The sequence below is a fragment of the Synechococcus sp. N26 genome (assembly GCF_900473975.1).
Taxonomy (GTDB): domain Bacteria; phylum Cyanobacteriota; class Cyanobacteriia; order PCC-6307; family Cyanobiaceae; genus Parasynechococcus.
Genome location: NZ_UCNM01000007.1, coordinates 23,925 through 45,880, shown reverse-complemented (window position 1 = coordinate 45,880; position 21,956 = coordinate 23,925). Strand labels below are relative to the sequence as shown.

At 62.0% G+C, this 21,956-nt stretch carries 24 protein-coding genes; 14 read left to right on the top strand and 10 right to left on the bottom strand.

What is annotated here, in order from left to right:
* Positions 1-2: 2 nt before the first annotated feature.
* Together DXY33_RS04750 and DXY33_RS04745 are read right to left on the bottom strand one after the other, a co-directional pair.
* Entirely contained in the window at positions 3-869 is an 867-nt protein-coding gene (locus DXY33_RS04750; RefSeq protein WP_115131966.1) for a phosphatidate cytidylyltransferase, read from the bottom strand.
* A gap of 84 nt (positions 870-953) precedes the next feature.
* Positions 954-2,357, bottom strand: coding sequence for an aminotransferase class I/II-fold pyridoxal phosphate-dependent enzyme (locus DXY33_RS04745; RefSeq protein WP_115132228.1), 1,404 nt, complete (start codon positions 2,355-2,357; stop codon positions 954-956).
* Positions 2,358-2,407: 50 nt separating this feature from the next.
* On the opposite strand from DXY33_RS04745, the gene DXY33_RS04740 reads away from it, so the two are divergent.
* The 6 genes from DXY33_RS04740 to DXY33_RS04715 all read left to right on the top strand — a co-directional run bounded on the left by DXY33_RS04740 (position 2,408) and on the right by DXY33_RS04715 (position 8,196).
* Positions 2,408-4,057: an AarF/ABC1/UbiB kinase family protein gene (locus tag DXY33_RS04740; protein ID WP_115131965.1), complete on the top strand. Its 1,650-nt coding sequence runs from the start codon at positions 2,408-2,410 to the stop codon at positions 4,055-4,057.
* A 71-nt stretch (positions 4,058-4,128) separates the two neighbouring features.
* Positions 4,129-4,548, top strand: coding sequence for a hypothetical protein (locus DXY33_RS04735; RefSeq protein ID WP_006850033.1), 420 nt, complete (start codon positions 4,129-4,131; stop codon positions 4,546-4,548).
* Between the two features lie 121 nt (positions 4,549-4,669).
* Positions 4,670-5,398: a response regulator transcription factor gene (locus DXY33_RS04730; protein WP_115132227.1), complete on the top strand. Its 729-nt coding sequence runs from the start codon at positions 4,670-4,672 to the stop codon at positions 5,396-5,398.
* A gap of 7 nt (positions 5,399-5,405) precedes the next feature.
* Positions 5,406-6,536 carry a cell wall metabolism sensor histidine kinase WalK gene (locus tag DXY33_RS04725; RefSeq protein WP_115131964.1) on the top strand — a complete coding sequence of 377 codons (1,131 nt, stop codon included), beginning with the start codon at positions 5,406-5,408 and terminating at the stop codon, positions 6,534-6,536.
* Positions 6,533-7,285 (top strand): pseudouridine synthase, encoded by a 753-nt coding sequence (locus DXY33_RS04720; protein ID WP_115131963.1) that lies wholly within the window; start codon positions 6,533-6,535, stop codon positions 7,283-7,285. Before DXY33_RS04725 ends, DXY33_RS04720 begins: the two co-directional genes overlap by 4 nt.
* Positions 7,261-8,196, top strand: coding sequence for a helix-turn-helix domain-containing protein (locus DXY33_RS04715; RefSeq protein ID WP_244275864.1), 936 nt, complete (start codon positions 7,261-7,263; stop codon positions 8,194-8,196). Before DXY33_RS04720 ends, DXY33_RS04715 begins: the two co-directional genes overlap by 25 nt.
* Here DXY33_RS04715 and malQ read toward each other — a convergent pair.
* Positions 8,130-9,698, bottom strand: a complete 1,569-nt coding sequence (gene malQ, locus DXY33_RS04710) for a 4-alpha-glucanotransferase (protein ID WP_115131961.1) — start codon at positions 9,696-9,698, stop codon at positions 8,130-8,132. The two genes, DXY33_RS04715 and malQ, sit on opposite strands and share 67 nt — an antisense overlap.
* Positions 9,699-9,730: 32 nt before the next feature.
* Positions 9,731-10,759, bottom strand: a complete 1,029-nt coding sequence (locus DXY33_RS04705) for an NAD(P)-dependent oxidoreductase (RefSeq protein WP_115131960.1) — start codon at positions 10,757-10,759, stop codon at positions 9,731-9,733.
* Between the two features lie 79 nt (positions 10,760-10,838).
* Here DXY33_RS04705 and DXY33_RS04700 point away from each other — a divergent pair, with 79 nt between their 5' ends.
* Positions 10,839-11,771, top strand: coding sequence for an LCP family protein (locus tag DXY33_RS04700; RefSeq protein ID WP_115131959.1), 933 nt, complete (start codon positions 10,839-10,841; stop codon positions 11,769-11,771).
* On the opposite strand, the gene DXY33_RS04695 is transcribed toward DXY33_RS04700, so the two are convergent.
* The gene (locus DXY33_RS04695) at positions 11,768-12,268 is read right to left on the bottom strand and encodes a hypothetical protein (RefSeq protein ID WP_115131958.1); all 501 of its coding nucleotides are present in this window, start codon (positions 12,266-12,268) and stop codon (positions 11,768-11,770) included. The genes DXY33_RS04700 and DXY33_RS04695 overlap by 4 nt on opposite strands.
* A gap of 56 nt (positions 12,269-12,324) precedes the next feature.
* On the opposite strand from DXY33_RS04695, the gene DXY33_RS04690 reads away from it, so the two are divergent.
* From DXY33_RS04690 to DXY33_RS12225, 5 genes are all read left to right on the top strand, one after another.
* A complete protein-coding gene (locus tag DXY33_RS04690; protein WP_115131957.1) occupies positions 12,325-13,320 on the top strand; it encodes a ribose-phosphate pyrophosphokinase in 996 nt (331 codons plus the stop codon).
* A gap of 147 nt (positions 13,321-13,467) precedes the next feature.
* Positions 13,468-14,571: a glycoside hydrolase family 10 protein gene (locus tag DXY33_RS04685; RefSeq protein ID WP_371634657.1), complete on the top strand. Its 1,104-nt coding sequence runs from the start codon at positions 13,468-13,470 to the stop codon at positions 14,569-14,571.
* Positions 14,572-14,609: 38 nt separating this feature from the next.
* Entirely contained in the window at positions 14,610-14,801 is a 192-nt protein-coding gene (locus tag DXY33_RS04680) for a hypothetical protein (protein WP_115131955.1), read from the top strand.
* Between the two features lie 188 nt (positions 14,802-14,989).
* Entirely contained in the window at positions 14,990-15,223 is a 234-nt protein-coding gene (locus DXY33_RS04675; RefSeq protein WP_115131954.1) for a hypothetical protein, read from the top strand.
* 16 nt (positions 15,224-15,239) lie between these two features.
* Entirely contained in the window at positions 15,240-15,404 is a 165-nt protein-coding gene (locus DXY33_RS12225; protein WP_170950947.1) for a hypothetical protein, read from the top strand.
* A gap of 14 nt (positions 15,405-15,418) precedes the next feature.
* Here DXY33_RS12225 and DXY33_RS04670 read toward each other — a convergent pair whose 3' ends face one another.
* A complete protein-coding gene (locus tag DXY33_RS04670) occupies positions 15,419-16,213 on the bottom strand; it encodes a metal ABC transporter permease (RefSeq protein WP_115131953.1) in 795 nt (264 codons plus the stop codon).
* Positions 16,206-16,895, bottom strand: a complete 690-nt coding sequence (locus tag DXY33_RS04665; protein ID WP_115131952.1) for a metal ABC transporter ATP-binding protein — start codon at positions 16,893-16,895, stop codon at positions 16,206-16,208. The genes DXY33_RS04670 and DXY33_RS04665 overlap by 8 nt, the downstream gene beginning before the upstream one ends.
* A gap of 105 nt (positions 16,896-17,000) precedes the next feature.
* Here DXY33_RS04665 and DXY33_RS04660 point away from each other — a divergent pair, with 105 nt between their 5' ends.
* Together DXY33_RS04660 and DXY33_RS04655 are read left to right on the top strand one after the other, a co-directional pair.
* Positions 17,001-17,918 (top strand): metal ABC transporter substrate-binding protein, encoded by a 918-nt coding sequence (locus DXY33_RS04660; RefSeq protein ID WP_115132226.1) that lies wholly within the window; start codon positions 17,001-17,003, stop codon positions 17,916-17,918.
* Between the two features lie 41 nt (positions 17,919-17,959).
* The gene (locus DXY33_RS04655) at positions 17,960-18,910 is read left to right on the top strand and encodes a hypothetical protein (RefSeq protein ID WP_115131951.1); all 951 of its coding nucleotides are present in this window, start codon (positions 17,960-17,962) and stop codon (positions 18,908-18,910) included.
* 82 nt (positions 18,911-18,992) lie between these two features.
* Here DXY33_RS04655 and DXY33_RS04650 read toward each other — a convergent pair whose 3' ends face one another.
* Genes DXY33_RS04650 through DXY33_RS04640 form a run of 3 tightly spaced genes read right to left on the bottom strand, consistent with a single transcriptional unit; the run spans position 18,993 to position 21,935 of the window.
* A complete protein-coding gene (locus DXY33_RS04650) occupies positions 18,993-20,315 on the bottom strand; it encodes a hypothetical protein (protein WP_115131950.1) in 1,323 nt (440 codons plus the stop codon).
* Positions 20,312-20,965: a TIGR03943 family protein gene (locus DXY33_RS04645; RefSeq protein ID WP_115132225.1), complete on the bottom strand. Its 654-nt coding sequence runs from the start codon at positions 20,963-20,965 to the stop codon at positions 20,312-20,314. The genes DXY33_RS04650 and DXY33_RS04645 overlap by 4 nt, the downstream gene beginning before the upstream one ends.
* 13 nt (positions 20,966-20,978) lie before the next feature.
* A complete protein-coding gene (locus DXY33_RS04640; RefSeq protein WP_115131949.1) occupies positions 20,979-21,935 on the bottom strand; it encodes a permease in 957 nt (318 codons plus the stop codon).
* Positions 21,936-21,956: the final 21 nt, after the last annotated feature.

Below are 21,956 nucleotides of genomic sequence, written 5' to 3'. Positions count from 1 at the left end.
GCTTATGGGGCCAACAGTGGTTGGCATAAAGCGATCGCGTAAAAAACCACCGCTGGGGTGAACAGATAGCTGTCGATCCGGTCCAGGATCCCGCCATGGCCGGGCAGCACGTCACCGGAGTCCTTCACGCCTGCATCGCGTTTCATCATCGATTCCGTCAGGTCTCCCACCAGGGCGAACAGAGCGATCAGCGCCCCCAGCAGCAGGCCCGGCAGGCCATGCAGCGCCCAGCCCATCAGCTGGCCGCAGATCAGGCCAATCAGCATGGCCGAGATGAATCCCCCGATCGCCCCCTCGATGGTTTTCCCTGGGGAGATCGGTGAGAGGGGCCGTCGCCCGTAACGCCGTCCCACGGCCCAGGAGCCGATGTCGGTGGCCACGATCATCAGGCAGGCCGACAGGGTGATCTCCAGACCGTTCTCCAAACCGCGCAGACTCAGCCAGTGGCTGGGCAAAAACCCGAGGTAGAACAGCCCGAAAATCGATGCCGCAATGTCGGCGATGGAACCCGTTATCGGTTGCAGCAGCAGCCAACCGCAGATGGCAGCTCCAGAGAGGGGCAGAACAGCGTGGGCCACATCCGCCGGCAGCCCGCCCTGGATCGCCCACTGGGTGGTGAACAGCAGCAGTTGGCAGGCCACCAGGGTGGTTTTGGTGGCGGGGCGAATTCCCTTGAATTGCGCCATCCGGAAGAACTCCAGCAGGCCAAGGTGCACCATTCCCCCCAGCGCGGCGGTGAACCACCAGCCCCCCAGGCTCACGACAAGCAGGCCAAAGCCACCCACACCGAGGCCACTGATCAACCGCTTGCGCAGGGCTGCTCGGGCCGCTGGTGCTTGGCTCTGATCGAGGACAACCTCACGGATCACGCTGATTGGAGGCGTCCTGGATTCACAGTATCAATCGCTGTTGGTCGTGATCTCGAGGCTTGAGGCCACCTCTGCCGTCCCAGCTCAGCCCCCGCTCACCACAGACAGTGCGTCGGGGATCTGGTCTCCCCAGAACAGTTGCTGGCGTTCAAGCCAGCGCTGCCGCTGGCGATCGAGGCGTTCGCCGGGAATCAGCAGGGGGATGCCCGGTGGGTAAGGGCACAGCAATTCAGCCGCGATGCATCCCTCCGCATCCTTCAACGCCACCTCTTGATGCTCCGCCGTCCAGGCCTGGGTCGGAGACTGGGCTGGGGAGGTGACCAGCGGAAGCGGTGGGGCTTCGAAGGCTGGCAAGGGAGTGCGATCGGGGAAGCTCCGCAGCAGGTTCTGCCAATGGTGTCGCATCTGCCGTCCCAGCCCTCGCTGGCGTGCCAGCCCCAGGCAGAGGGTGAGGCTGGCTGGCTCCGGCAATTCGCCCACCAAACCGCGGGGGAGGAACCAATCGTCGGCATCCAGGCCGGTGATGCCCGCCTGCCCCGTGTGCAGGATCAGGCGCAGCGGATCCTGGTTGCTCAGCAGAGGCACGCCGCTGTGGCGCAGGCCATCGGCGAGCGCTTCAGCCTCCTGCAGCCGCTGCAGCAATTGCCGGCGTCCCTTGCGCCGTTGCCAGTGTTGAAGAGCTTCTTCGCAGGAGGCCAGCAGCAGCGCACTGGGGCTGGTGGTTTGCAGCAGGCCCAGGCTGCGTTCCACCCGCACGGGATCCAGATGCTCCCCCTGCAGCCAGAGCACCGCCGTTTGTGCCAGTGCTGCAGCCGACTTCTGCAGGGAATGCACCACCAGATCAGCGCCGCAGTGCAGGGCGCTGGGGGGGAGGGGATGCTCCACCCCAGCGGCGAAATGACAGCCGTGAGCTTCATCCACTAGCACGCAACAGCCCTGTTGCTGCAGCCGCTGAATCACCGCCGTTGGGTCATTGGCATAGCCCTGGTAGGTGGGATGCACCAGAACCGCAGCACGGATGGGGGCTCCATCGCGGGGCAGGGCCTGAAGCACCCGTTCGATCCAGGCCGAATCCGCCGGTGCCGGCTGCCCCCGGTCGCTTTGAAAAGGGAGATCAAACAGCACCGGCCGCAGGTCCCCAAGAACGCAGGCCTGAATCAGGCTGCGATGCACGTTGCGGGGCAGCAGCACCCGCTCTCCGGGCCGGACCATGGCCAGCAGTGCGGCCTGCAGCAACCCCGTGGCCCCGTTCACCCCGTACCAGCAGCGCGCCACCCCCATCGCTGCCGCGGCGGAGCGTTGGCTGTCCGCGATGGCTCCGTCCGACTCCAGCGGACCGCCAAGGGCTGGCAGTTCCGGCAGGTCCCAGACGCCGGCGCGGCGACGCAGCAAGTATCGCAGTCCATCCGGAAGGGCAGCCCCCCGTCCGTGGGCCGGCAGAAACAGGGGCTGAGCGAGGCGACGGGTGAGCTGGGGCAGAAGCGCCATCAAATCCCCTTGATCTCCTTAAAGTCTCCCTCTGTACTCAGCGCGATGCGATGCGTTACGACCCCGGGCGGGATCTCGGCTGGCTGCTGCTGCGTCCCTGGGTTGCCATCCCGCGCCTTGTTCAGGTGCTGTGGTCGCTGGCGGGGCTGGTGCTGGTGCTGCTGCTGCGTGGAGGCAGCGATGACCCTGCCGTTCAGCAGGGGCTTGCGCGTCGCATTCTCAACACCCTGACGGGTCTGGGGCCCTGCTTCATCAAGCTGGGACAGGCCCTCTCCACCAGGCCGGATCTGGTGCGTCGGGACTGGCTGGAGGAACTGACGCGCCTGCAGGACGATCTGCCGGCCTTTCCCCATGCCACCGCTCTGGCTTGCATCCGCGAGGAACTCGGTGCGCCGGCCGAGGAATTGTTTGAGGAGTTTCCCGACACGCCGATCGCCGCCGCTAGCCTGGGCCAGGTGTACAAGGCCCGTCTGCAGGGCCAGCACTGGGTTGCGGTGAAGGTGCAGCGGCCCAATCTCACCTTCATTCTGCGGCGGGATCTGGTGTTGATCCGGGCTTTGGGGGTGATGACGGCGCCGCTGCTGCCGCTCAACCTCGGTTTCGGGCTGGGCGGAATCATTGATGAGTTCGGCCGCAGCCTGTTCGAGGAGATCGATTACGGCCTGGAAGCGGCCAATGCCGAGCGGTTTTCGGCGCTCTTTGCAGATAACGATGCGGTCTACATCCCGAAGGTGGAGCGGATGCTCAGCTCCACTCGGGTGCTGACCACCACGTGGATCGATGGCGCCAAGATGCGCGACAGCGAGGAGCTGCGTTCCCAGCGTCTTGACCCAACGGCGTTGATCCGCACCGGCGTGATCTGCGGCCTGCAGCAACTCCTGGAGTTCGGCTATTTCCATGCCGACCCCCACCCCGGCAACCTCTTCGCCCTGCCGGGTCGCACCGGCGATCTCGGCCATGTGGGGTACGTCGATTTCGGGATGATGGATTCCATCAGCGACAGCGACCGGCTCACCCTCACCGGTGCTGTGGTGCACCTGATCAACCGTGACTTCTCCGGTTTGGCCAAGGACTTCCAATCCCTCGGGTTTCTCAGCCCCACGGCCGATCTCACGCCGATCATTCCTGCCCTTGAAGAGGTGCTCGGAGGCAGCCTCGGCGACTCGGTTGGATCGTTCAACTTCAAGGCGATCACCGACCGTTTTTCGGAGCTGATGTTCGATTACCCCTTCCGGGTTCCGGCGCGCTTCGCCTTGATCATCCGGGCCGTCGTCAGTCAGGAAGGCCTTGCCTTGCGGCTGGATCCGAACTTCCGAATCATTGCTGTGGCCTATCCGTACGTGGCCCGTCGACTGTTGGCGGGTGACACCAGCGAGATGCGCGAGAAGCTGCTGGAGGTGATCTTTGATGAATCAGGTCGCCTGCGCCTGGACCGGCTGGAAAGCTTGCTGGATGTGGTGGGTCAGGACGCTCCCGCTCCTGGGAAGGAATTGATCCCTGTGGCTGGGGCAGGTCTGCGGCTGCTGCTCAGTCGAGATGGTGCCGATCTGCGCAAACGTCTGCTGATGACGCTGATCCGTGACGATCGTCTGCACACCGACGACGTGCGTGCCTTGGTCGGCCTGCTCGGTCGCACCTTCGGCCCAGGGCGTCTGGCCGGCGGCCTGTTGCAACGTCTCAACCCGCTGGCGGCAGCGTGATCCTGAGATCACGATTTCAGCGAGATTGTGGGACCCACCGCTAAGGTCTCAGCTCTTTGAGATCGGCGTCGATGCCTGAGGAGATCAGCGCCCAGGAGCTTGAGCAGCTGCTCCAGATGATGACCCTGCCCCAGCCCCCCTACCTCCTGGCAGGCATCGGTTTGTTGATGGGTGTGCTCTGCGGCCTCACCTTCGGCCGTCAGGTGCAGAACAAGCTGGATGGCTGGAAGCAGGACCGACTCCCCCTGATGCCCCTGGGGACTGCGGAGATCAACCTCAGCTACGCCGGCACCCTCATCGGGGTGACATTGTTCATCGGCTGCTGCCTTCAGATCTTCGGGTTTGCCTCAGGTGCTGCCCTGCTGGTGGCTCTGTTGCTCTCGCTGCTGACCGGTGGTGCCTTGTTCTCTCAGCTGGAGCGCCTGATGCAGCAGGTGGAAGCGGGCAAGTTCAAAGCGGTTGATTTCGACAACTTCGACGAATTCTTCTAAGCCTTTTCTTCTGAGCGTTGTTTCGCTGGGTCTGTTCCTCTGGGATCTGGGCCCTTAAGCGAAGCCGCTGTTCTGCTTTGTCGGGTTCCGTCCTCGGTCAGGATGAATGCGCTCCCGCCTCATGGACGTGACAACCCTGTCTGCGGCTGTCTCCACCCGTCGTCTCCTCGTGGTGGAAGACGACGACAGCATCCGGGAAACGGTCGGAGAAGCCCTGCGCGCGGAAGGTTTCGAGGTGCAAACCTGCGCTGATGGCGCCTCAGCCCTCAATCTGATCACCGCTGAAACTTCAGATCCGGTGGATCTGATCGTGCTCGATCTGATGCTTCCGGGTTTGGGCGGGCTTGACCTCTGCCGCGAGCTCCGTCGCATCAACAACACCACCCCGATCCTGGTGATCAGCGCCCGTGACAGTGAGACAGATCGGGTGCTGGGGCTTGAGGTGGGCGCCGACGATTACCTGGTCAAACCCTTTGGGCTGCGCGAGCTTGTGGCCCGCTGCCGGGCCTTGCTGCGGCGTTCCAGTCAATCGGAGACGTCGGCCTCCCAACCGCATTCCTTCACTCACGCCAACCTGTGCCTGTATCCCAGTGAATGCAGGGTCACCCGGGATGGCACGGATCTGACCCTCTCCCCCAAGGAATACAAGATCCTCGAGCTGTTCATTCAGAACCCCAAGCGCGTCTGGAGTCGCGATCAGCTGCTGGAGAAAATCTGGGGTGTCGACTTCATCGGTGACACCAAAACCGTGGACGTTCACATCCGCTGGCTGCGGGAAAAGGTTGAGCAGGAGCCCTCATCGCCTCAGTTGATCCGAACGGTTCGCGGCTTCGGGTATCGCTTCGGCTGAGGGCGCTGTGGTGATCTCCGCCGCACTCGGCTTTGCAGCTGGCATCGGGATCACGCTTCTGCTGCAGCGTCGTCGCCGCGTTCTGGCGTCCAAGCGAACGTCCAAGGAGCGCTCCATCGTCTTGAACGCTCCCCAGCTGCTGGCCTGGATTGATGCAGCCACCCAGGGCTGGCTGATCCTGGCCCCAGATCACTCCATCGCCTACATCAACGACCGGGCTGAACGGCTTCTTCACATCCCCTCCAATCGCCTGGTTCGTGGCATGAAGCTCCGGGATGTCCTCGACATTCCTGCCTTAGAGGAGTTGATCTTCAGCAGCCGCTATCAGCTGCGTTCCCAGCGTTGTGAATGGGATCAACAGGGGACCCCGCTGGAGGCGGTTGTGCTGCCGGGCAGTGACGAATGCTGGCTGGTGCTGATCCAGAGTCGTCAGTCCCTCGAAGCCCAGCAACAGCAGCAGGAACGCTGGGTGAGTGATGTGGCCCATGAGCTCAAGACTCCCCTCACCGCCCTGATGCTGGTGAGCGATCGGCTGGAACTGGCCGTCAAGGAAGACGACACGGCTCTGGTGCAACGGCTGCAGAAGGAACTACGGCGTCTTCAGCTGCTGGTGGAAGACCTGCTGGAGCTGTCGCGGTTGGAGAACAGCCTGCCTCAGGACGACAGCGAGCATGTGCCCCTCACCCTTGAGGATCTGGTGGACAGTGCCTGGGGATCCATTGGCCCGATCGCGGAGGAACGGCGGGTGACGCTGCAGCTGGACCGCAGCGAATCCGGCCCCCTGCGTGGTGATCAGCGCCGGTTACACCGTGCGGTGCTCAACCTTCTCGACAATGCCCTGCGCTACTCCCCTGATGAGAGCAGCATCGACGTGTCCGTCCGCCAGAGCGGCGGCTGGTGGTTGCTCAGCATTCGTGACCATGGCCCTGGCTTGAGTGAGGCCGATCTCACGCGCATGTTTCAACGCTTCTACCGGGGGGATCCCTCCCGCACCCGCTCCAACCGCAGCGGCAGTGGCCTGGGACTGGCGATCGTGCAGCAGATCGCCGTCAACCATGGCGGTCGCATCGAAGCCCGCAACCATCCCGCCGGTGGAGCCTGCATGGATCTGCTCCTGCCCCGGGAACCCCTGCAATGACGCGCCAGCGCCTGCAGAAACTGATCGCTGCTGCCGGCCTCTGCTCCAGACGCCGGGCTGAGGAATGGCTGCAAGCCGGCCGCGTGACGGTGGATGGTCAGCTCGCCCGCGTTGGCGACCAGGCCGATCCGCAGCAGCAGACGATTCATGTGGATGGTCAGCCGTTGCCGTCCCGTGGTGTGGCGCGGGTGCTGCTGATCAACAAGCCAGTGGGGGTGATCTGCAGCTGCGATGACCCGCAGGGTCGCCGCACGGTGCTGGACCTGCTGCCCCCGGAGCATCGGGCTGGTCTTCACCCCGTTGGCCGTCTGGATGCCGACAGCCATGGCGCGCTTCTGCTCACCGATCTGGGTGAGCTCACCTTGAAACTCACCCACCCGCGTTACAGCCACGCCAAGACCTACCGGGTGTGGGTGAAGGGTGTGCCGCCGGAGCCGGTCCTCGATCGCTGGCGTCGGGGTCTGCCTTTGGATGGTCGCTTGACCCGCCCCGCTCGGGTGCGCCGGTTGCGGGCCTGGGGTGACCGCTCGCTTCTGGAGATTGAGCTGCGGGAAGGGCGCAACCGACAGATCCGCCGAATGGCGGAAGCCCTGGGCCATCCGGTGCTGGACCTGCAGCGCACGGCCATTGCCGGGTTGCCGCTCGGTGATCTGGCCGAGGGGTGCTGGATCTGGTTGAGCGAGGGAGAATGGAAGCCCTTGCTCGAGCGGGCTGACCCGATGGAGTGGCCCTACAGCCCATGCGACTGAAGCGTCCAGGACTTTGGTGGCGACGTCCGCGCAAGGGTTCCAGCCCTGATGCCGGCACGGTGGAGGCCCAAGAGCGGCAACGCCAGGATCTGGGGCTGCTGCTGAGGCGGCGCCGAGAGGAACTGGGCCTCTCGCTGCGTGATCTGGCCAATGAGACCCGAATCACCACCCCCGTGATCGAGGCTCTGGAGCGGGGCTGGCGTGATCGCCTGCCCGAGCGGGCCTATCTCGCCTCGATGCTTCCTCAGATCGAGCGTCGCCTGGCCCTGCCCGGGGGATGCCTCGACCCCCTGCTTCCCCCGCCGGTGTTGCTCCGCCGCGGACCTGCCAAAGCGGGCCTGGGTCGCTTCACCCTGGGCAACATCGATGTGTTCACCACCTGGCAGGGAACGGTCGTTTATGCGGCGGTGATCGCCTTCAGCCTGCTGGCCATCAACCGTCAGCAACAGGACCTGGCCCTGCGCAACAGCCTCAGCCTCGAGCCGGTGCGTGCTGATGTGGAGGCGATCAGCCGTGGTCCGAACCCGGTGGGTTCAGACGAAGGCATCGCGGCCCTGCGCCCCCTGGAACAGGTTCAGAAACGCACGCCTCAGCAGTGGCTTGATCTGGTGCGGGATGCCTTGCCGCAGTCCCAGGGGGTGCTGGAGGTTGTTGTGGCTGAGCCAAGAGAGCTGCATCTCTCCAGCGGTGGGGGAGATCGGGTTCAATTCGCAACGAGCGCCGGCACGCTGACCCTGCAGTTGATGGCCCCGGTCGAGGTGCGCCTGGACCCCCCGGCTGGTGCTGAGGATCAGGTGCTCTGGAATGGAGAGCCTCTGCCTGTGGATCAAGAGCGGCCGGGGATCTACCGGGTCAACAAATTGCCGGCTCCGGAGAGCGACCTCCCCCAGACCGATCCTCTGCTCCCGTAGCCGTTCAGGGCATTCCCCAGCGCGGCATCAAAGCTGCCCAGCCTCCAGCTCCAGTTGCCTTCGCAGGTGCCGGGGGTGTTGAACCTGGCCCGGTCGTCGAGGTGCATCAGGTCCTGCAGTGGGGCGATCACCAGGCCTGCGGTTGTGGCAAAGGCCATGTCGAGCAGATGCCAGGCCGGAGCACTGATCTCACCATTCACGCGCGTGGCGATGCGGCCCCGGCTGTCGGCATCCAGCCCGTTCCACCAGCCCAGCGTTGTGGGGTTGTCGTGGGTGCCGGTGTAGACGACCCAGCGATGCCCATCGGTGTTTTCCGGCAGATACGGGTTGTCGGATGCGCCGTCGAATGCGAACTGCAGCACTTTCATTCCCGGCAACCGGAAGGCATCGCGGAGTTGTTCCACATCCGGTGTGATCACGCCGAGATCCTCGGCAATCAAGGGGAGAGAGCCACCGGCATCCCTGCGCAGCTTGCGCAGCAGGGCATAACCCGGTGAGGGCTGCCACTGTCCGTTCTCTGCGGTGCTGTCCCCTCCGGGGATGGCCCAGAAGGCCGCAAGGGCCCGGAAGTGATCCAGGCGCAGCAGATCCACCATCTCCCGCTGGCGCGCAATTCTTTGCCGCCACCAGCGGAAGCGCGTGATCCGATGCTGTCCCCAGCGGTACACCGGTGAGCCCCACAGCTGTCCGGTTGCCGAGAAGTAATCGGGCGGAACACCGCTCTGGGTGGTGAGCTGGCCGTTCTCCTTGACGGTGAAGAGCGGACGGTTGCTCCAGACATCGGCGCTGTCACTGCTCACATAGAAGGGCAGATCGCCAAACAGCTGGATGCCCAGGTTGGTCGCCTGGCGGCGGATCGCCTGCCACTGCCGGTCGAGCTGCCATTGGATCAGCTGTTCCCGCAGCAACGCGTCATGGTGTTGCTCCGCCCAGGCCTTGAGGGCTTTGTTGTCATGCCGGGCCAGGGGCAGCGGCCACTCCCACCAAGCGGTGTTGTGTTGGTCGTGCAGAACCTGGAAACGGGCATGGTCTTGCAGCCAGCTGCGCTGTTGTTGCGCCCAGCGCTTGAAGGCGTCATGTCGCACCTGATCCTGCTCAGGCCAGGCGGCAAGCAGGGCATCCCCCAGGGCAGTGGCCCGTTGCTGGGCCAGGTTGAACTCCACACGCTCTGCACCCTCCAGCGGTGAATCAGCCCCTGGAGCGGCCCTGAGTGCTTCTTCGCCGATGAACCCCTCGTTGGCCAGGTCCTGGCCGTCGAGGAACCAGGGGTTCAGGGCATTGCAGGAGGGAGAGCTGTAGGGCGAGCCGGTGGGATCCGGCGGTGCCAGGGGCAGCATCTGCCAGACGCCGATGCCATGGTCGGCCAGCAGCTGGAGCCAACGGCGGCAGGGCTCACCAAAGCTTCCGCAGACGGGGCTGCCAGGCAGGGCGGTGGGATGCAGCAGCACCCCGGTGCTGCGCCCCCTTCCGGCCTTGGCCGGGTCAACGGTCGACTGATCCATGGGGGGGCCTTGGTCACCCAAGGATGGCGGCTTCAGAACAGCGCCGCATCCCCCAGGTCCTGCCCGGCCATGCCTTCCCGGGCCACGCGCTCAAAGAACTGCTCCAGCGTGTCGGTTCCATAGGACGGCGTGGCATCCGCGTCGTAGCACTGCTTCTGCTCATCCCAGACGAGCATCGATTCGCTGGCGTAGTAGCGGCCGATCCGACCAAATTCCGCCGTGTCGTTGATGCCTGGGAACACGCGAGCCAGGGCGTCCAGCACGGCGATCGGTGCATCCATCAGGGCAATCGGCACCGATAGCATCCGTTCGGGTTTGTTCAGAGCGCGGAAGAGCATCTCTCCCTGCTCCCGGGCGCTCAGCGCGGGACCCGGCCCCCCAATCGGCAGCACCTGGTTGCGTTTGGACTCGTCATGGATGCAGTCCGCCATGAACCGGGCCAGATCGGCTTCGCTGATCGGCTTGCAGCTGGCCAGGGTTCCGCCTCCGAACATCACGTAGGGGCCGCCCTTGCGGCAGCTTTCCACCTGTCCGCCCAGGCTTTTGAAAAAGGCGGTGGGGCGAACGATGGAGTGGCTCATCTCCCCATCCGCCTGCAACACGGCTTCGAAGGCCAGCTTCGCCTTCTGAAATTCCAGCAGCGGCTTCTGCACACAGATGGCCGAGAGCAGCACGTAGTGGGCCACCCCGGCCGCCCGTCCCTGCTCATACGTGTTGAGGGTGGCTGCGTGGTCAATCGCCCAGGAATCCTTGCGGCCGCCGGTGCGGGACGCCAGACAACTCACCACCACATCCGTGGGTTGATCGAAGGCCTCGGCGGCGATTGAGGCTGGATCGGTGACATCCCCGAAGCGCACCTCAGCTCCCGGGAAATCCGCGATCACCTCGTCCCTGCTCTGACGACCACCGATGCCGCTGCGCTCGCGGGCGAAGGCGATCACCTGGTAGCCCCGGTCCACCAGTTCCTTCACCACAAAGCGGCCGATGTAGCCCGTGGCTCCGAACACCACCACGCGCACCTGTTCGGGTGGTCGGCTGCGGTAGTCGTGGCGGAGGGACATCGATGACGGCTTCACGGGGCCCAGGCTAGGAACTGGAGATCTGGGCGAAACTAAGCGCCATTGCGGCTCGTCCAGCGAAATGAACTGGTTGTCGCCATCCCGAGTTCGCGGTGCGCTGTGTGTCGGTGCTGCCGTGCTGGGGATTGGTGTGACCGGGTGGTTGATGGCGACCCTCTGGCCAAAACCCGATCGCGTTGCCGCGGGCGCTCCGCTGAGTGCGGATCAACCTGAAACTCTGGCCCCCTTCCCGGAGGTCCCGGTGACGGTGTTGGTGATCGGTGTTGATGCGGATCGGCTGGGTGCCGCCTCCAATCAGGCCGCGCCCAAGGGGCCCTCCAATGCCGATGCACTGCTGTTGCTTCGCATTGCCGCCCAGGAGCCGCTTCAGGTGCTCCAGATCCCCACGGAGCTCGGAGTTCAGCTCCCTGGCGAAGAGAATCCGGGCCCCTTGGCTCAGTTGTGGCGACGGGGTGGCGTCAGTCTTCTCGGCGATGCAATCCGCGACATTGTTGGTCTTCAGCAGGGTGATCCCAAGCGCTATGTGGTGATGCCCCGTGCGGCCCTACGCCGCCTGGTGGATGGTCTGGGCGAGGTGGAGGTGGTGTTGAGCGACTCCTATAAACGCCAGGACAAGACGCAGGACTACACCGTCATGCTCCAGGCCGGACGACAGCGTCTCAACGGTGCTCAGGCGGAACAGCTGGTGCGCCATCTGCCCGATTCCAAGGCTGTCTCCCAGCGTCGCCAGCGCCAAAACATCCTTGTTGAGGGTCTGATCGAACAGGTCAAGGCTCCCAGTGGAATCGAAGTGATCCCTGGTTTGGTGAGCCAACTGAACACTGAGGTGGAGACCAACCTCAGTCGTTCGGAGCAGCTGAGCCTGGCCGCGGCGATCATCGCCAGCCCTGAACCCGCACGGATCAGCCGGCTGCCCCTGGCCGAGCGGGCCGGTGAACAGACCTTGCGCCAGATCGACGCCGGCGCCAGCCTTCCCCTTTGGCCCCAGCGTTAAGCGGGGCTGCGGAGTTGCAGCCTCAGGGCGAGGGCGTCGACGTATTCGCTCTGTTTCGGATGCTGTTCATCGGGGATCCAGCCCAGCCAGCTGAGGCCGTCCCGGCGTCGCGCTGGGCCGTTCCAGGGGCCCTGGAGCTGCACCAGGCCCAGCAGGGGCACCTGCAGTTCCCGGCAGAGAGCGGCGTAGGCCGCGGCTGCGCCAGAGATTGAACCGTCCTGTTTAGCAGTTGTCAGCAGGAGCACCGGCTGACGCCAGTCGGCCAGGGCCTGCAGCCAGCTGGCATCACCCTGCGGGGTCGGCCGGGCTGCGTCGCCGCTGAGCCGCACCAGCCCTGTTGCCGCCGGGTTGGTCTGCAGAACCTCAGCCGGTGATGCACCACTGGCCACCGTGGTGAGAGGGCATCGGCAAGCCCGTGCCAGGGCTTCACAGGCCTGACGCATTTTGAGTTCAGGCAGGGGGCCCGCACCCACCAACAGTGGGAAACCTGTGGACATGGGGGCACTGCTCACCTCTACCATCGGATTACAGCAGAATTCGTTCCGCGGGCGCCGTGACAAGTTTCCTGACAGCAGCCCGTGCCGAACAGGAGCAGATGACCCCGGACAGTCGCCGTCTGCGCCTGTTCAGCGGCACCTCGAACCCTGCTCTGGCCAAGGAGATTTCCGCGTATCTCGGGGTGCCTGATGGTCCCCGCGTCTGCAAGCGTTTTGCCGACGGTGAGCTCTACGTGCAGATACAGGAGTCCATCCGTGGCTGCGACGTGTTCCTGATCCAGCCCACCTGCGCACCGGTGAACGATCACCTGATGGAGCTGCTGATCATGGTGGATGCCTGCAGACGGGCTTCTGCACGGCAGATCACCGCTGTGGTGCCCTACTACGGCTACGCCCGTGCCGACCGCAAGACCGCTGGTCGTGAATCGATCACCGCCAAGCTCACGGCCAACCTGTTGGTGAAGTCGGGAGTTGACCGCGTGCTGGCAATGGACCTGCACTCTGCCCAGATTCAGGGCTATTTCGATATTCCCTGCGATCACATCTACGGTTCTCCCGTGCTGGTGGACTACCTCTCCACCCAGGATCTGGGAGATGTTGTGGTGGTGTCTCCTGACGTTGGGGGCGTGGCCCGGGCCCGGGCTTTCGCCAAGCAGATGAACGATGCCCCGCTGGCAATCATCGACAAGCGCCGCACCGGCCACAACATGGCCGAAAGCCTCACGGTGATTGGTGATGTGGAGGGGCGGACAGCGATCCTGATCGACGACATGATCGACACCGGCGGCACGATCTGCGCCGGTGCACGCTTGCTGCGGGAGCAAGGGGCCAAGCGGGTGCTGGCCTGCGCCACCCACGCCGTCTTCTCTCCCCCCGCCAGCGAACGCCTGTCCGTTGAGGGTTTGTTTGAGCAGGTGGTGGTGACCAACAGCATCCCGATCCCGCAGGACCGGGTCTTCCCTCAGCTGAAGGTGCTCTCCGTGGCCAACATGCTTGGGGAAGCGATCTGGCGCATCCATGAAGAGAGCTCTGTGAGCTCGATGTTCCGCTGATCGTTGGCCGCGGGCCCATGGACTGTTGAACGAGCGGGCTTGGTTCGGCTTGATCACGGTTGATCCGCGCCATCCTTGAGGCCCGGTGCTTCAACGGCGTTGGCTCAGCGGTCGAAGCCTCTGTTTGGTGTTGCTCTGGCCAGCCTGATGGCGGGGCTTCCCGCACCTCTGATGGCTGAGTCCCGATTGGACCGGTTGCTCCGAAACCGCAGCACGATGGGGGTGTGGCTGACCAATAGCCCCAGCAAGCTCTATTACGACCGCACGCGCATCAGCGCTGCGATGCAACAGCTGCAGGATGCGGGCTTCAATCGTGTGGTGCCGAACGTCTGGAGCCGAGGCACCACGTTTCATCGCAGCCGCTTCGCTCCAGTGGAGCCGCCGCTGCAGAAGGCTGGGGTCGGTCTTGATCCCATCTGCACCCTGGCAGCGGAAGGTCGGCGCCGTGGCATCAAGGTGATGCCCTGGTTTGAGTACGGCCTGATGGAGCCGGCCGATTCATCCGTTGTGCGCAACAACCCCAGCTGGGTGTTGGCCAAAGCCAATGGCCAGCGTTGGATGGCGATGCATGGCAACCATCGGATGGCTTGGCTCAATCCTGTCCATCCGGAGGTTCGTGCCCGCTTCATTGGATTGGTGGTGGAAACCCTGAAGCGCTGTCCGATGGATGGCCTGCAACTCGATGATCACTTCGCCTGGCCGGTTCAGTTCGGTTATGACCCCACCACCGTGGCGTTGTATCGGCAGGAGACGGGACTGGCACCTCCTCGGGATCACAGCAATCGGCAGTGGATGAAATGGCGGCGCAATCAACTCACCTCTCTCTTGCGTGAGTTGCGGCAACGTCTCAAGCAGGAGCGCCTTTCCACCCGAATCAGCCTGTCTCCAGGTCCCTTTCGTTCGGCCTACAACCTCTGGCTGCAGGACTGGGAGCTCTGGGCTATGGGCGGGCTGATTGAAGAGTTGGTGGTGCAGAACTATGCCTATTCGGTTCGTGGATTCGCCAAAGACCTGGATCAGCCGGCGCTGCGCAAAGCCCGCAGCTGGGGCATCCCTTCGCAGATTGGTGTGTTGGCGGGATTTGGCAAACGCACCAACTCGATGGCCGTTCTGGAACAAAAAGTCCGCCTGGCCCGCCAACGTGGTCATGGCGTGATTTTCTTCTACTGGGAAGGCTTATGGGGCAAACATGTGGCGGAGCGGTATCGAGATCCTCGCCGCGCAGCATTCACCAGGCTTGGCTCTGATTGACCAACAGACCTGGCTCGACACGATCGTTATTGAGTTGCATGAAACAGTTCACCGAAACCAGTTCCGACCCCTATGACCGTCACCATTACCGCGTCTGGTTGTGTGATGGGTCGTTCAAGGATGTCGAGAGCTACGACGATGCACAACGCGTTTGGTATTCCAGCAAGACACGGCCAACAACAATTGAGGTGATGCAACCGAAGGGGCAAAGACGTGCCAAAGGCTTTTAGATAGTTTGTTCTACGTGCTGTTCATTGATCGGCTTAGGATTAATTCAGACAGATGCATTTGGCTTTCTTCTCCGGAAGGGTCGCGTTGAGATAACCGTCTCGCTAAAATTCTGGATCATTCAATATGTGAGGTTTTGAGGAATAGCCCTCCAATGATGAATAGGCAGGAAAGTTAGGGGTTTTGAGCCATGAATCAGTTTGAGCTCAACCAGATTCGTTCCAAGCTGCGGCGGCTTGAACTCGATGATCAGTTCATCGAGCGGTACATCGATAAGTTGATCAGGAACAAAGAACCGTTTGTGACGGCATCGAAGGCCATTGATCGTTGGGAGAAGAAAGATTCAGGCCAATTTGTGCTTCAAGCCCTCGCCTGTGGCTTGATTGCAGCCCTGGCTGGTGGTTGGTTCGCCGTTGTGCAGTAGCGGGTTGGATGGAGCCATGAGCGATGCAAGCTTGATCGCCCTGTTCAGCGTGGGGATGGCCTCAACGCTGACTGTGTTGTTCCTGGCCTTTCGGCGCACCTTCCGCCTGGAGCAGGAACGCACATTGATGCGGAGAATGCGTCGCCGCCTTGATCGGATGTTCCTGAATCAAAAGCCATAAAGAAGGCTTCCTTATCACTGTTGCTCTGCAGTGTTGACCCTGTAGGTGAATAGAAGTGCCAAGCACAGCGTTCCGATCAGTGGGCCCGGTGGCAGGTCAACAGCAATCGCCAGCATCATTCCGCCACCACATAGAAGCAGCCCCGTGCTCGCGCTGCGCAGCATGAGTTCCTTCAGGCTTCGGCTGCGCTCCACGTGCATCATCACCGGAGCGCACAGTAGGCCAATCACCAGAATCACGCCCACGGCAGTGATGGCGCTGATCACCACCAGGGCGGTGATCAGGCTGCAGATCAGCCGGATCAAGAGCACCGGTCGTTTGGCGATGGCTGCTCCCTCAGGGTCGATGCCAACGAACACCAGGTCGCGGTAGCCCCACACCAACATCGCTAATAAAGCTCCGGCTGCAAAAGCTGTTCGCAGCAGATCTGTTGTGTTGGCGGCAAGCAGGTCTCCGAACAGAATCGTTTCCAGGTCCACTCGGGCATCCAGCAGCGGAACCAACAGCACGCCCAGGGCCGTGAAGCCGGCCAGCACGGTGTTCATGGCGCCCTCTTCCCTGCCCTTGAAGCGCCGGTTCAGGCGTTCAGCTACCAGGGCGCCCAGCAGTCCACTGATCAGGCCGCCGATGCTCGGCTCGATGCCGATGGCCAGGGCGATCACCAAGCCGGGCAGAACGGAATGGGCCATCAGGTTGGCCAGCAACACCCGGCGTTGGGTGATCAGCAACGCTCCCGTGGCCGGGCAGATGGCTCCGATCAACAGCGAGATCGTGAGTGGCAGAAGCCACCAGATGTCGGGCTCAGCCACAGCAGGAACTCCCCATCATGCAAGTCAGATCGCTCAGTTTTTCTCGGACCGTGTCGGGTGATCCGTTGGCCAGGATCTGGCCGTCCATCACCACCACCTGGTCGTAGCTGTCGAGAGCACTGCCCCAATCGTGGCTGCTCACCAGCAGCGTCTGGCCGGCTTCCGCCTGCTCCCGCATCACCTTGAGCAGGTGCTCGCGTGTTGGTGGATCAATGGCGCTGCAGGGTTCGTCCAGCAGCAGGATCTCGGTCTGCTGCATCAACGCTCTGGCTAGCAGGACGCGTTGTTGCTGGCCGCCGGAGAGCTGGTTGAGGCGTTGGGATCCCATGGCTCCCATGCCGACCCGCTCCAGCAACTGATCGCAGTGGTCCGCTGCTGTGGTCTTGCCCTTTCTGGGCGCCCCCAGCCGCACCATGTCGCGGGCGGTGATCGGAAACGACCAGTCAATGGCGGCCCGCTGGGGCATTAGGCCAATTGGCTTATTGGAGTTGACCGTTCCCTGGCTGGGTTTCAGTCGCCCCTCCAGCAGGTGCAACAGCGTCGACTTGCCGGCTCCGTTGGGACCAACCAGTGCTGTCAGAGTTCCCGCTTGAAGTTGCAGGTTGACTCGGTCGACGGTGTTGCGCTCCCCGTAGCTGAAGCTCAGTTCGGTTGTGCTCAGCACAGACAGCGATTCGTTCATCAGCCTCTTGGCGGCCTGGCTTGGGCCTCTTGTTGTTTTGCACACCCCATGGTGGCAATGCGTCATGCGATCGACAGAATGATAATCATTCTCACAAGGTCGCCCATGCGTCCTTCCTTGGCTCAATCAGTAGGGGTCTGTTTTGCCCTGGCTATTGGCGCTTCCGTTGTTCCGGCCCATGCGGGTCAGCCTGTTGTTGTTGCCGTCGACGGCACGCTGTGCGATCTCACTAAGACTTTGGCTGCAGATGCCGCCTCGGTGACTTGTCTGATCCCTCCGGGTGGTGATCCACACTCCTATCGCTTAAAGCCTAGTGATCGTGCAGTGATCGCCAAGAGCGATCTCATTTTCCATATCGGTTTTGGGCTTACGCCTTCTGCCACAAAACTCAATTCACCAGGAATGGTTGTGGCTGCGGGTGAAATTGCTCTGCCGTCGTATCGCGGCAGCGACCCCCACGTTTGGCATGATCCAGTCAATTCTGCTGGAATGATTCGTGTTATTTCCAATTCTCTGGCACCTCTTTTGGGGGACAGTGATCGTTCGGCTTTGCACCAACGAACAGCTAAGGCTGTAGCTGTATTCAAGGCCCTTCAGGCATGGCAAGCAAAGCAGTTTGGTTCTTTGCCGCCGGCCCAGAGAGTTATGGTCACCGACCACAAGACGTACAGCCATCTCGCCGAGCGCTTTGGGCTTGTTGAGATTGCGATGTTGGACAGCCACACAACAGGTGGAGTTTTGCGACCCTCCAGTCTCAAAAAAATTACTGAGGAGGTGAAGTCTTCTGGCGCAAAAACAATCTTTTCTCCTACTGCATACCCGAATAAAACGCTAAAGCGCATCAGTAAGAGAACTGGTTTGCCTATTTCGAAAACTCCGCTCTACGGAGAAGGTATTGCTGCAGGTCGTAATGCTGTTTCAACTGCGACCATCAATGCTTGCACGATTGTTAATGGTCAGGGAGGCACCTGTGATGTCACAGGTGCTAACACTATAAATGCTGAATGGTCTTCTATTCGTTGACCAAATCTCTGCTCAACTTCTTCTTCCACTCTTCCTAATCCATGTTCCGTTCTCGTCTTCTTCTCTTGGCTCTATTTTTGAGTCCTTTTGCTTCCATGGCTCCAGCCCATGCACATGGTTCACATGGAGGCGGTGCAGAATTGGAGGCTGGTGAATTTGATTTCACTCCCCTTTTGACCGTAGAGGGTCATGCTGGATTAGACGATAATCTTGAAATTCCAGAAAAGCACTATGCCGCTGACTTTTTAATTGGTGGCGAATTTGCTTGGGGTCTTGGTAATAATAAGCAGTTTTCTCTAAGTGCTTTTGTGGGACCTGCTTTGGTTAGAGGCGGAGCAGAGCACTTCTACGGTGAAATCCACATTGAAGATCATAGTGAGGAAGAGCATGAGCATGAAGCTCATCCAACTCGCTCAAGAGTTGATTTCAAGGCTTATTTGGAGGCTAATTACAAGCACTCAGATAGACTTAACATACAGGCTTATTGGAGCCCATATTTAGTCACAAGTGACGAACTCGAATTCCATGCTGATGAGAATGAGTGGGAAAAATTTGAGTCTAAGGGTATTAAGAATGAGCTGGGCGCAAAGGTCAAATATGCTTTTGGTGATGGTGACGTCGACTTCGGCCTGGGAGATTCTGTTTCTGATCTGATCGATGGCGCATACGTATCAGTTGATCACCGCCAAGGTTGGGGTGTGGATGGAGTTTTCATTGGAAATTACACTGATCCTCGCCTCGGAGTTGGTTTTAATTATGGAGAGACATCTTTCCAGGTCGAAGCTGGTCCTCGTTATTACACCCCTGGAAGCTATGCCAGCGATCTTGATTCCCGTACTGACTTCGCGGGCGAGATAATGATCTCTCAACCAGTCAATGATGACGTTGAATTTTTTGCACATTGGAAAGTAGTTTATTCTTGGGACAAGACTGAAGGTTGGGGTCGCGGTTATCAACATCATGTTGGAACCGGTATTGCATACAAGCTGTAATTCAAAGCTATTGAGTTATGCCTCGCCAATTTATTGGCGAGGTTTTTTGTTGTTCATTTTTTGAAGAGGTTGAAACTGTTGCTCATCCTGCATTGAGCCACTGGGCTTCGCCGATAGGTGTGTTTATCACCTTGATGAGCTTCAAGCTGTCGCCATCGATCAGTCCGGCACGGGCATGGGTTTGCTTCGCTCGCGTCAGCGTCATCAGCAATTGATTCGTCACCGGGTTCCATTGGATGGGGCTGCCCGCCTTGAGCGTCCATAGCTCCAGGGCCCTGCGTTTTGTCACCTCTCCCTCGTCGTTGATCAGCACCAGTTCGTGATTGCTCTGTTGCTGCTCCCAACGCCCCAGCACAGCCCAGATCCGTTTGCCGCGGTTATCGCAGGCCACCCCCAGCACCGCCTGATCACCGAGGTGCATTTGCTTCGGCGCTTGCCCTGGAACCACCAGCTCAATCGAGCGCCTGTAATCCGGCCAGTGCCGGATCAACACGGCCCGTCCTGAGGCACCGCAGAAGGCCCCCAGCTCCCGACTCCCCGGCAGCATCTGGGGCTTTTGCTCGGTTGCTTGCAAGGGGCGGAGGCTCAGGCCGTTTCTGATGGGCATCACCACGCCCCCTCCCGCCGGCAGCAACTGCATCGGCCCGGAGGGTTTCAGTGCCAGAGCCTTGCGTTTGCCATCGGCCTGCAGCAAAAGGGCTTGGTCACTGCCCGGCTGGAACCCACCGCTCTGCACCAGTAGATCACCATTGAGATTGCTGCTGAGATGTGCGAAGAGCACCTCCCCTTCTAATAGGGCTTTCGTGCGGCTCAGTAATGGTGGCCCTAAGGCTGCCAGACGGTTGGCGGTGCTGCGGGGTGCCAGTTGGTCCCACCACACCTGTTCGGTGCCGTTCTGATCACGTCCCACCAGGGCGATACCCCGACCATTCCCCAGGGGGACGACGCTGGGGATGGCAGGCCAGACCCGACTGATCGGCATCCACTCTCCCGATCGCGTCTGCAGTTGAACCTGCTCACCTCCCTGGACAGGCCGTGTTGCTATCAGCCAGGGTCTCGGGTCCCACCACCATTGCTGTTCCCCTAATGGCAGCCCGCGTTGGTCGTCTCCTGCGATCGATAGCTCGAGCGGAGCCGTAAGCACGACATCCGTATCGATCACCATCCGCAGTGCTGTCGTCTCCCCCAGCCACTGATGGGGCACAGCTGGAGAGATTCTGCTGGCTTCGCTGACCTGGGGCCGATTCATCGGGCGACTGAACTGCAGATCCAGTGCCGCTATGCCGCTTTGCACCTGCTGGGGCACCAGGCGCAGCAGCCGCGGGGGCTGTCGCAACAGCAGCTGTTGCTGCGCCAGAACAGCGGCGCAGGCCATCAGCATCAGCAGCAAGGGCCGGCGCGTCATGGTTCCAAGGGCCGTTCGGGTCTGGCAATCGGCGTGATGTTTTGGGGAATCACGACGGGTATGAGCCGTTCGTTCCGGGTTTGCACGCTCATCGTTCCCTGGATGGCCAACCACTGGTTGGTTTTGGGGCTGAAAGACTCCGGCCACTCCACGGCTAGGCCAGCGGGTGTGGCGTCGGCCAGGCAACAGCGCACCGTGAGCCGGGCGATCAGCGGTGGGCCCTGGGGCTGCCTCCAGACAAAACCGCTGATGCGAACAGGATTACCTGCCACAAGGTCGGGATCGGGTTGGCTGCGCAGCAAGCGCACCCATTCCGTGAGGCTGCGTTGTTCGGGGGGCAGAACAAAGGCCAACTCCGGTGGATCGGGCAGGCCCTGGGGGCGGTTGCTGGCCAGATCGCTGAAGGAGGGGCTCGGCGGAAGGACCAGCACCAGCGCAGCGATCACGCCGCTGAGCAGCCAGGGCCAGCGCCAGCGTTCGTTTTGCTTCTCTTTTTTCAGCAGAAGGGCCAGGCCCAGCATCAGCAAGACCAGGCCGGTGACCCCCACCAGGCCATGGAAGACACCGCGAAGCAGCAGATCGAGGCGTCCGCTGTGGAAGCTCCACAACAGCGTCAGGCCCCAGAGCAGCAGCAGGGTTCCGCGCTTCAGCACAACCGGCCCCTCACAGCAGCCATAGGTTGATCCACTGACCGATCAGCAGCACGCCAAGACTGGCACCGATCGCCGTGATCAGGATCGCCCTTGGCCGCATCAGCACGGTGAACAGGCCCGCGAGTTTGAGGTCCACAACGGGGCCCAGCAACAGGAAGGCCAGCAGGGCTCCTGGGGTGATCTGAGCGGCAAAGCCCAGGGCAAGAAAGGCATCCACGCTGGAGCAGACCGACACCACCACCGCCAGCAGCATCAAGGCCAGGATTGATGCCGTCGGCGCGCCCCCCACGGCCAACAGCCAACTGCGCGGCAGCCAGGTCTGTACCAGGGCCGCAATCACGCACCCCAGCACTAGCAGAGCCAGTAGATCGAGAAATTCGCGGCAGCTCTGATCCAGCACCTGCCAGGCCTTGAGGCGCCTGCCGTTCATGGATCGGGGGGGGCTGGGTGATCCGCCGATCACACCACTGCTGCGCTGCAGCAGCCCCAGGTTGCTGAGGGGCTGGCTCATGCGGCGTTCCTCCAGAAGCGCAGTGGCCAGCAGCTGCGTCTCGGGCAGTTGCACCAGCAACAAACTCAGCAGGATCGCCAGCAGAAAGGCCCCCAATGGCCGGGCCACCAGCAGCCAGGGCTGATCGGGAAACGCGGCCCAGGTGCTGGCCAGCACGATGGGATTCAGCACCGGAGCTGCAAACAGAAAGCCGAACGCCGTGCCCATCGGTGCACCGCTGGCCAGCAGACGGCGAGCGACGGGGACGTTGCCGCATTCGCAGGCCGGAAGGGCAAAACCCATCAGGGACCCGATGATCGGTGCCAGCACTGGGTTCTTGGGGAGCCGTTCGATCCAGGCACCCGGTGGCACGGCCCATCGGGCCAGCCCTGCGATGGCAACGCCGAGCAGCAGAAACGGAACGGCTTCCAGCAGTAACCCCTGAAAGATCGCCCAGGCCGTGGCGAGCTTGTCCAAGCGTTTGGGAGGCAGTTGCTT

What these genes read in the sequence shown, in the direction of transcription:
- DXY33_RS04745 (WP_115132228.1), bottom strand. Translation starts at nt 2,357, where the DNA reads ATGGCGCTTCTGCCCCAGCTCACCCGTCGCCTCGCTCAGCCCCTGTTT.
- DXY33_RS04740 (WP_115131965.1), top strand. Translation starts at nt 2,408, where the DNA reads ATGCGTTACGACCCCGGGCGGGATCTCGGCTGGCTGCTGCTGCGTCCC.
- DXY33_RS04735 (WP_006850033.1), top strand. Translation starts at nt 4,129, where the DNA reads ATGCCTGAGGAGATCAGCGCCCAGGAGCTTGAGCAGCTGCTCCAGATG.
- DXY33_RS04730 (WP_115132227.1), top strand. Translation starts at nt 4,670, where the DNA reads ATGGACGTGACAACCCTGTCTGCGGCTGTCTCCACCCGTCGTCTCCTC.
- DXY33_RS04720 (WP_115131963.1), top strand. Translation starts at nt 6,533, where the DNA reads ATGACGCGCCAGCGCCTGCAGAAACTGATCGCTGCTGCCGGCCTCTGC.
- malQ (WP_115131961.1), bottom strand. Translation starts at nt 9,698, where the DNA reads ATGGATCAGTCGACCGTTGACCCGGCCAAGGCCGGAAGGGGGCGCAGC.
- DXY33_RS04705 (WP_115131960.1), bottom strand. Translation starts at nt 10,759, where the DNA reads ATGTCCCTCCGCCACGACTACCGCAGCCGACCACCCGAACAGGTGCGC.
- DXY33_RS04700 (WP_115131959.1), top strand. Translation starts at nt 10,839, where the DNA reads ATGAACTGGTTGTCGCCATCCCGAGTTCGCGGTGCGCTGTGTGTCGGT.
- DXY33_RS04695 (WP_115131958.1), bottom strand. Translation starts at nt 12,268, where the DNA reads ATGTCCACAGGTTTCCCACTGTTGGTGGGTGCGGGCCCCCTGCCTGAA.
- DXY33_RS04685 (WP_371634657.1), top strand. Translation starts at nt 13,468, where the DNA reads ATGGCGGGGCTTCCCGCACCTCTGATGGCTGAGTCCCGATTGGACCGG.
- DXY33_RS04680 (WP_115131955.1), top strand. Translation starts at nt 14,610, where the DNA reads ATGAAACAGTTCACCGAAACCAGTTCCGACCCCTATGACCGTCACCAT.
- DXY33_RS04675 (WP_115131954.1), top strand. Translation starts at nt 14,990, where the DNA reads ATGAATCAGTTTGAGCTCAACCAGATTCGTTCCAAGCTGCGGCGGCTT.
- DXY33_RS12225 (WP_170950947.1), top strand. Translation starts at nt 15,240, where the DNA reads ATGAGCGATGCAAGCTTGATCGCCCTGTTCAGCGTGGGGATGGCCTCA.
- DXY33_RS04665 (WP_115131952.1), bottom strand. Translation starts at nt 16,895, where the DNA reads ATGAACGAATCGCTGTCTGTGCTGAGCACAACCGAACTGAGCTTCAGC.
- DXY33_RS04660 (WP_115132226.1), top strand. Translation starts at nt 17,001, where the DNA reads ATGCGTCCTTCCTTGGCTCAATCAGTAGGGGTCTGTTTTGCCCTGGCT.
- DXY33_RS04655 (WP_115131951.1), top strand. Translation starts at nt 17,960, where the DNA reads ATGTTCCGTTCTCGTCTTCTTCTCTTGGCTCTATTTTTGAGTCCTTTT.
- DXY33_RS04650 (WP_115131950.1), bottom strand. Translation starts at nt 20,315, where the DNA reads ATGACGCGCCGGCCCTTGCTGCTGATGCTGATGGCCTGCGCCGCTGTT.